We start from the raw sequence: 6,890 nt of genomic DNA, 5'->3' as shown, positions 1-6,890 counted from the left end.
CCGCGCCTTTATTCGCCGTCCCTTTCTGTATCAGGGCCTGTTTCAGGGGGCGGTGGCCGGGATGATTGCCTGGATCATAGTCGCTATTACGGTAACTGTTTTGCAGGGGCCGGTGGAACGATTGGCGGAACTCTATGGGACCCGGTTCCATTTGCTGGGTCTGAATTCCGGGCAGGGTCTTATTCTCGTCGCCGCCAGTGCGCTTCTCGGTTGGTTGGGGTCGCGCCTTGCAGTGGGGCGGCACCTCGACCATACTTTTTCCTGAGGCCAGACTCCGCAAAACGGAACATGCGGTCGTATTCGGAGTCCAACTACGCATGACTGTGCATGAGGATTGCTATGAAAGAACTTGCGATAGCTAGTAGAGATTTGGTCAGCCCCGACGGGCTGGCGGCCTACCTGCGTTTTGTGAACGCCCAACCGCTGCTGCAGCCGGAAGAAGAGCGTGACCTGGCCCTGCGCCTGCGTGATCACGACGATGTGGATGCGGCCAAGGATCTGGTGCTCAGCCACCTGCGCTTTGTGGTGCGGGTAGCGCGGGGCTATCGGGGATATGGATTGCAGGAAGCCGACTTGATTCAGGAAGGTAATATCGGTCTGATGAAGGCGGTGAAGCGCTACGACCCGGATCATGGTGTACGTCTAGTCTCCTTTGCGGTGCATTGGGTCAAGGCGGAGATTCACGAATTCATCCTGCGCAACTGGCGTATCGTCAAAGTGGCCACCACCAAGGCGCAACGCAAATTGTTCTTCAACCTCCGTTCCAGCCGCACCCATGCCGGCTGGATGAGTGGCGAGGAGAGTGCCGCCATTGCGGACGATCTGGGTGTCACCCAGGCGCAGGTACTGGAGATGGAAGGGCGGATGTCCGGTTACGACTACTCGCTCAACCTCGAACCGGATGAAGAACGAGAGGGCGGACGTGTCCTTGATCTGGCGGATCCCACCGGGTCGCCCGTAGAGCAACTGGCGGAGCGGGACTGGGATCGGCATCAGCACAAGGCCTTGCACACGGCGTTGTCAGCTTTGCCCCAGAGAGATCGCTACATCATTGAAAACCGCTGGCTGAGCGAAGACCCCAAGACCTTGCAGGTGTTGGGCGATGAGCTGGGTGTTTCGGCAGAGCGGGTACGGCAACTGGAAAAAAGCAGTATGGGCAAGTTGCGTCAACAGATGCTAACGACGACGACGGCGGTAGCTTGAGCGCCGTACTGCTTTTTCACGTCGACGATGCCGGTCGCTGGCCTAATCTGCTGGCCAATGTTCGTAATGCGCAGGCAGCGGCTCCGGAGCGGAGCCTGCGGGTCATCGCGAATGGTCAGGCGCCCGTGTCCCTCTGGGCGAAGGGCCACTGGCGGCGCGAGATTGAAGAGCGCATCAGTGCCGGAGTGCGGGTCGATTTTTGTGAAAACAGCCTGCATAATCTTGGCTTGGATCCGGATGACCGCCCGGCGGGCAGCCAACTGGTTCCCGCCGGAATCATTGCCATTGCCGACGCCCAGGGGGCAGGTGCCCTCTACATAAAGCCCTGACCCCGCTTGTGCAGTCACCCCATCACAAAATATAGCGGGACAAATCCTCGTCCTGCGCCAGATCTTTCAGGCGACTGTCCACGTAGGCAGCGTCGACCTCCAGAGCCGTGGTGCCGCCGTCCGGTGCGACAAAAGCCACCTCTTCCAGCAGCCGCTCCATGACGGTGTGTAATCGCCGAGCTCCGATGTTCTCTACCCGTTCATTCACCTGCTGGGCAATTTCGGCAATACGTTGCACGCCATCCTGGGTAAAGTGTAAAGTCAGCCCGTCGCTGGCCAGCAAGGCACTATACTGCCGGACCAGCGCATTCTCCGGCTCTTGCAGTATCCGCACCAGATCCGCTGCACTGAGGGCCTCCAGTTCCACGCGAATAGGCAGGCGGCCCTGCAGTTCGGGAATCAGGTCTGAGGGCTTGCTGAGGTGGAAGGCGCCGGAGGCGATGAAGAGGATGTGATCGGTCTTCACCACGCCGTAACGGGTGCTCACATTGGAGCCTTCCACCAGTGGCAGCAGATCGCGCTGTACCCCCTCCCGGGAGACGTCCGAACCTTGCTGGGTGCCAGAGCGCACCGCTACCTTGTCGATTTCATCAATGAACACTATGCCGCCGGACTGCACCCGTTCCAGTGCCAGAGCGCGGACCTCCTCTTCATTGACCAGCTTGGCGGCTTCATCGTCCGTCAACAGGCGCTGCGCCTCGGGTACCGTGACCCGGCGCGTGCTGGTTTTGCCCGACGTCATGTTGGAGAACATATCGCGGAGCTGGTTGGTCATTTCTTCCATGCCCGCCGGGGCCATGATCTCTACACCGCCCTTGGGGGCGCTCACCTCAACCTCGATCTCCTGCGCATCCAGCTTGCCTTCGCGCAGCATCTTGCGGAACTTCTGGCGAGTGCCCTCATCGCTGCGCGGTACGCTGCTGTCGCGCGGACCGGGGATGAGGATGTCGAGAATCCGCTCCTCGGCCAGCTCCTCAGCACGCTGGCGCAGCGCGGCCTGACGTTCGCTGCGGATCATGTCTACGGCGGTTTCGGTCAGATCGCGGATGATGGATTCCACATCCTTGCCCACGTAGCCCACCTCGGTGAATTTGGTGGCTTCTACCTTGATGAAGGGGGCATTGGCGAGTTGCGCCAGACGCCGGGCGATTTCCGTCTTGCCCACTCCCGTCGGCCCGATCATGAGGATATTTTTTGGGGTGATTTCCTGATGCAGCGGCGGCGGCACCTGCCCGCGCCGCCAGCGGTTGCGCAAGGCAATGGCCACGGCACGCTTGGCCTCGGACTGGCCGATGATGTACTTGTCCAGCTCCTGGACGATCTCACGGGGGGTCATTTCAGACATGCTCATAGTTCTTCAATCGTGTGGTTGTGGTTGGTGTAAATGCAGATGTCGCCGGCAATGCCCAAGGCGCGTTTGGCGACTTCACGGGCGGGCATGTCGCTGTTTTCCAGCAGGGCACGCGCCGCTGACAGGGCGTAAGGCCCGCCGGAACCAATGGCGATGATACCATGTTCGGGCTCCAGTACGTCGCCCTGCCCGGTGATGATCAGGCTTTGTTTTTCATCTGCGACGGCGAGCATGGCCTCCAGACGGCGCAGTACCCGGTCGGTGCGCCATTCCTTGGCCAGTTCCACGGCGGCCTTGGCCAACTGGCCGGGGTGGGCCTTGAGTTTGGCCTCAAAACGCTCCAGCAGGGTAAAAGCGTCCGCCGTAGCCCCGGCGAAACCGGTCAGTACGCCCGGATCTATACGGCGCACCTTACGGGCATTGCCCTTCATCACCGTATTGCCGAGTGTCACCTGGCCATCTCCGGCCATGACCACATTGGCACCCCGTCGGACACAAAGAATCGTTGTCCCGTGCATTTGCTGCGAATCTGTCATGCTTTTCCCTCAAAGTGCTTCGTATCCTGGTCGTCACGTCGTGCCCGCGGGTGTGCCTGGTCGTAGACCCGCGCCAACTGCTGATAATCCATATGGGTATAGATGGCGGTCGTGCCAATACCCGCATGGCCTAAATATTCCTGCACCGCGCGCAAGTCGCCGGACGACTGCAGCAGATGGCTGGCGGCGCTGTGGCGCAGGGTATGGGGATGCAGCGGTTGTCTCAGTCGGGTCTCCCCCAGCTTTTTGACCCGCATCTGGATGCTGCGCACGCTGAGCCGCCGGCCGCGTGGATTGACGAAGAGCGCCGTTTCCTCACTTGTCGGGCGCAACGCGAGGTAGGCGCGAAATGCCACCCAGGCGGGTTGACCCACCGGCACGATACGCTCCTTGCGCCCCTTGCCCAGCACCCGCACGGTGCCGCCGTGACGATCCAGATCGCCAAGATTGAGTCCTGCCAGTTCACTGACGCGCAGGGCGCTGGAGTACAGCAGTTCCAGGATCAGTTGATCACGTACGCTGGTGAAATTTTGGGGCGCCGCCGTTTCGGGAGTAGCGGCAGGCTGCATCAGCAGGTGCGCCTGATCCACCGTCAGCCAGTCGGGCAGACGCTGCTCCGCCCTGGGCATGGCGAGGCCCTGCACCGGGTTGCGCAGCTCGGGCGCGTCATGTTGCAGATGGCGATAGAGGGCGCGTAATGCCGAGAAATGCCTGCGCAGGCTGCGAATGGCCACGCCCCGGCTGCGCTCCGCCACGAGGTAGGCGCGCAGACTGCTGCGATCTATTTGCGCGATCTCCGTCTGTCCGCGTTGCTGTGAAAACCGCGACCAGGCGAGCAGGTCGCGGCCATAGGCGCTGATCGTGGCCGGGCTGGCTCTGCCGCTCTGCCGGAGTGCTGTGATAAATTGGGCAACGGCAGCCTCGATCAGCATGGGGTCAGGCAGCGATCCAGTGCCGCCGTGACCAGGCGGGCAATCTGGTCGAGCAGGTCGGCTCCGGCGTCCTCGGCATAGCGGCCGGGGTGCTGACTGCCGAGCAAAATACCCCCTTGCAGATGCTGACCGGCAAGCGGGATCAGGGCGAAGGACTCCAGTCCCGCTCCCGCCGCGCCGAAGAGGGTGCTGCGCAGGGTCGGGCTGAGGGTCAGTCCGGTCGCGGCGCGCAACAGCGGGAACCCATTCAGAATCTCCTGAAAATCCGCCTGGTCCAGTGGCAGGAATTGCGGCAGATCGGCCATGGGCGCGCGGGCGATCAAGGCCATTTCCTCGACCTGAAAGCCCTCCCGCAAACGGGTGATAACGGTATTCAGGGTCGCAGCACAATCGGGCGTCTGCAGTAGTTCAGTGGCCAGATCAGAGAGGTGCAGGCCGAGTGCGGCATTCTGTTGGGCGGCACCCAGCAGCGCGGTGATGCGTTGGTGCAGCCGGGCGTTTTCCTCGCGCAGTACCTGTGCCTGCCGCTCCAGCAGGGAGGAGGCCGAACCGCGTCCGACATGGGGCAGGGTCAGGGTGTGGAGCAGATCTTCCTGATCCCACAAAAATTGTGGATGCTGGCGGAGATAGGCCCGGACCTGATCCGCCCGGTCATCCGTTTCGGGGGCTGTGGTCACTCAGTCATCCTCCCAATGGGTTTCATTGTAGCGTTCAGCGGCGCTATGTACCTCCAGCGCGGCGACCAGGTGTGCCAGCATCTCGCCCTCCTGATCATTGAGTTTGTGCAGAAAATCAAGTTCGGCAGCATGACTGTTCAAGCTTTTGGCAATGGCCTGCAATATTGTATCCTGCATGATGTTTTTCCCTTCGCTGCCTATGATTCAGTGATTCAGTCTGACAAGGGCCAGACCCCGTCAAAAACCACTTGCGCCGGGCCAGTCATCAGGACCGGTTGCCCCAGGCCCGCCCATTCGATCTGTAAGGTGCCACCCGGCAGAGTCACCGCCACCGCATGATCCAGCTCGTCCCAGCGGATACCGGCGACTACTGCCGCGCAGGCGTTGCTGCCACAGGCCAGAGTCTCCCCAGCACCGCGCTCCCAGACCCGCAGTTGAATATGGCCCCGGTCACGGACTTCCATGAAACCCACATTGCAGCGCTGGGGAAAGTCCGGGTGTGTTTCAATACGGGGACCCAGGGTGGTTACCGGTGCATCGGCCACGCTGGATACGCGCGACACCGCGTGGGGATTGCCCATGCCGACGGCGGCGATGCGCAGAGTGTCGTCCCCTATGGACAGAAGGTATTCGGGCGCTTCTTCATTGCTGCAGAAAGGAACCTCAGCCGGGGCGAGTTGCGGGATACCCATGTTGACGGTGACTTCACCATTATCCTGGTGATGCAGGATCAGCCGTCCGGCCAGCGTCTCGACAGTGATTGCATCCTTGTCCGTGAGTCCGGCGCGGCGCACGAAGACGGCACAGCAGCGGGCGCCGTTGCCGCACTGCGCCACCTCGGTGCCATCCGCGTTGAAGATGCGATACCGGAAATCCGCATCGGGGGACGTCGCGGTCTCTACGAGCAGAATTTGGTCGCAACCGACGCCGAAGTGGCGGTCGGCTATGGCACGGATCGCCTCGGGGCGCAGTTCGACCCGTTGACGAACGCCATCGAAAACGACGAAATCGTTACCTAGGCCCTGCATCTTGGTGAAGCGCAGAGAGGGGGACGCAGAATCAGTATGGGAGTGGTTCATGCCCTGAGTTTAGCAATGTCTGTCCGGGGAGGACAGGGCGCGCAAGTCGGAGGCTTCAGGCTACGCTTTCCGCAATGCGACGGCTGACTTCCTGCACGTCCTTTTCGATGCTATCCAGTCGCCGACGCAATTCATCCACACTGGGAACGATGACGCTTTCCAGGTTTATGACGCTTCCCGAACTGGCCGCCCGCCCGCTCATAGGTGGCGTCGGTCAGGCAGCGACATTGATATGCCGCAAGGCGTCCGCGCCACCTTTCTTCGAGGCGTCCAGGATTTCTATGCCGACTAGATGGCCGTCTTTGTCGTAATCCAGGACAACGCCGTCGGCAACTTCTTCGCTTTCTTCGATGGGCGCCGACGTCAGTTCCAGATACACCGCATCCGCCTCTCTATCCACTCGCACTAACATGACGCCCTCCTGTCAAAATAGACGGTTATCACATGGTGATGGTTGTCCTCCCGCGTCACCACGCGGAGCATCTTCCCTCGCGCCCCGTGGCACTTGAGAAACGATTGTTTGCCATCCCGGTTCTCTGTCCTGTCTGGCACGAGGATTGCCGCCTCGATCCACTCTATCTTGATGCCGCGCCGCTGTACCACGAAGGCCGCATGTTCCGTCAGTGTCAGATCCATATATTCAGCCCAACCGTTTGGCTAAATCTTCCGCCCTTAAATGAGTATACCGCTTGAGCATCTGCAAAGTCTTGTGCCCGGTGATGGTGGATACTTCCATCGGGTTGAAGCCCTTCTCGATCATAAAATCAATAAGGGCTTAGGCGG

Annotated in this window: 12 protein-coding genes; 3 read left to right on the top strand and 9 right to left on the bottom strand. The window is 60.9% G+C overall.

All coding sequences use genetic code 11. The features are described from left to right. The 3 genes from AC2VNK_RS02860 to AC2VNK_RS02850 all read left to right on the top strand — a co-directional run. The coding region (locus AC2VNK_RS02860; protein WP_486882728.1) for a cell division protein FtsX at positions 1–265 on the top strand (265 nt) is incomplete at its 5' end. 74 nt (positions 266–339) lie between these two features. After that, the gene (gene rpoH / locus AC2VNK_RS02855) at positions 340–1,203 is read left to right on the top strand and encodes an RNA polymerase sigma factor RpoH (protein WP_486882727.1); all 864 of its coding nucleotides are present in this window, start codon (positions 340–342) and stop codon (positions 1,201–1,203) included. Continuing rightward, positions 1,200–1,532, top strand: coding sequence for a DsrE family protein (locus AC2VNK_RS02850; RefSeq protein WP_486882726.1), 333 nt, complete (start codon positions 1,200–1,202; stop codon positions 1,530–1,532). Before rpoH ends, AC2VNK_RS02850 begins: the two co-directional genes overlap by 4 nt. 22 nt (positions 1,533–1,554) lie before the next feature. Here the strand turns inward: AC2VNK_RS02850 and hslU are convergent, their stop codons facing one another. From hslU to AC2VNK_RS02805, 9 genes are read right to left on the bottom strand one after another with little or no spacing between them, the layout of a single operon-like run. Continuing rightward, entirely contained in the window at positions 1,555–2,877 is a 1,323-nt protein-coding gene (hslU, locus tag AC2VNK_RS02845; RefSeq protein WP_486882725.1) for an ATP-dependent protease ATPase subunit HslU, read from the bottom strand. 2 nt (positions 2,878–2,879) lie between these two features. Further along, positions 2,880–3,419: an ATP-dependent protease subunit HslV gene (gene hslV / locus AC2VNK_RS02840; protein WP_461280352.1), complete on the bottom strand. Its 540-nt coding sequence runs from the start codon at positions 3,417–3,419 to the stop codon at positions 2,880–2,882. Further along, positions 3,416–4,351 (bottom strand): tyrosine recombinase XerC, encoded by a 936-nt coding sequence (locus tag AC2VNK_RS02835; protein WP_486882724.1) that lies wholly within the window; start codon positions 4,349–4,351, stop codon positions 3,416–3,418. The genes hslV and AC2VNK_RS02835 overlap by 4 nt, the downstream gene beginning before the upstream one ends. Beyond that, positions 4,345–5,028 (bottom strand): DUF484 family protein, encoded by a 684-nt coding sequence (locus tag AC2VNK_RS02830; protein ID WP_291520677.1) that lies wholly within the window; start codon positions 5,026–5,028, stop codon positions 4,345–4,347. Before AC2VNK_RS02830 ends, AC2VNK_RS02835 begins: the two co-directional genes overlap by 7 nt. Beyond that, on the bottom strand, positions 5,029–5,205 hold the full coding sequence (locus AC2VNK_RS02825; RefSeq protein ID WP_486882723.1) for a hypothetical protein: 177 nt from the start codon (positions 5,203–5,205) through the stop codon (positions 5,029–5,031). Between the two features lie 35 nt (positions 5,206–5,240). Further along, on the bottom strand, positions 5,241–6,107 hold the full coding sequence (gene dapF, locus AC2VNK_RS02820; RefSeq protein ID WP_486882722.1) for a diaminopimelate epimerase: 867 nt from the start codon (positions 6,105–6,107) through the stop codon (positions 5,241–5,243). Positions 6,108–6,162: 55 nt separating this feature from the next. Continuing rightward, a complete protein-coding gene (locus tag AC2VNK_RS02815) occupies positions 6,163–6,309 on the bottom strand; it encodes a hypothetical protein (protein WP_291520676.1) in 147 nt (48 codons plus the stop codon). A gap of 12 nt (positions 6,310–6,321) precedes the next feature. Beyond that, the gene (locus AC2VNK_RS02810; protein WP_291520675.1) at positions 6,322–6,519 is read right to left on the bottom strand and encodes a DUF2283 domain-containing protein; all 198 of its coding nucleotides are present in this window, start codon (positions 6,517–6,519) and stop codon (positions 6,322–6,324) included. Beyond that, complete coding sequence (locus tag AC2VNK_RS02805; RefSeq protein WP_291520674.1) at positions 6,513–6,743, bottom strand: DUF4258 domain-containing protein; 231 nt, start codon at positions 6,741–6,743, stop codon at positions 6,513–6,515. The genes AC2VNK_RS02810 and AC2VNK_RS02805 overlap by 7 nt, the downstream gene beginning before the upstream one ends. Between the last annotated feature and the right edge of the window lie 147 nt (positions 6,744–6,890).

The organism is Acidithiobacillus sp. TH-A35 (assembly GCF_057473505.1).
The sequence above is the reverse complement of the archived record's forward strand: the minus strand, read 5'-3'. Positions and strand labels throughout refer to the sequence as shown.

Bases quoted from the DNA above. Each gene is read 5' to 3' on its own strand.
- rpoH (WP_486882727.1), top strand. From the start codon at position 340: ATGAAAGAACTTGCGATAGCTAGTAGAGATTTGGTCAGCCCCGACGGG.
- hslU (WP_486882725.1), bottom strand. From the start codon at position 2,877: ATGTCTGAAATGACCCCCCGTGAGATCGTCCAGGAGCTGGACAAGTAC.
- hslV (WP_461280352.1), bottom strand. From the start codon at position 3,419: ATGACAGATTCGCAGCAAATGCACGGGACAACGATTCTTTGTGTCCGA.
- AC2VNK_RS02835 (WP_486882724.1), bottom strand. From the start codon at position 4,351: ATGCTGATCGAGGCTGCCGTTGCCCAATTTATCACAGCACTCCGGCAG.
- AC2VNK_RS02825 (WP_486882723.1), bottom strand. From the start codon at position 5,205: ATGCAGGATACAATATTGCAGGCCATTGCCAAAAGCTTGAACAGTCAT.
- dapF (WP_486882722.1), bottom strand. From the start codon at position 6,107: ATGAACCACTCCCATACTGATTCTGCGTCCCCCTCTCTGCGCTTCACC.
- AC2VNK_RS02815 (WP_291520676.1), bottom strand. From the start codon at position 6,309: ATGAGCGGGCGGGCGGCCAGTTCGGGAAGCGTCATAAACCTGGAAAGC.
- AC2VNK_RS02810 (WP_291520675.1), bottom strand. From the start codon at position 6,519: ATGTTAGTGCGAGTGGATAGAGAGGCGGATGCGGTGTATCTGGAACTG.
- AC2VNK_RS02805 (WP_291520674.1), bottom strand. From the start codon at position 6,743: ATGGATCTGACACTGACGGAACATGCGGCCTTCGTGGTACAGCGGCGC.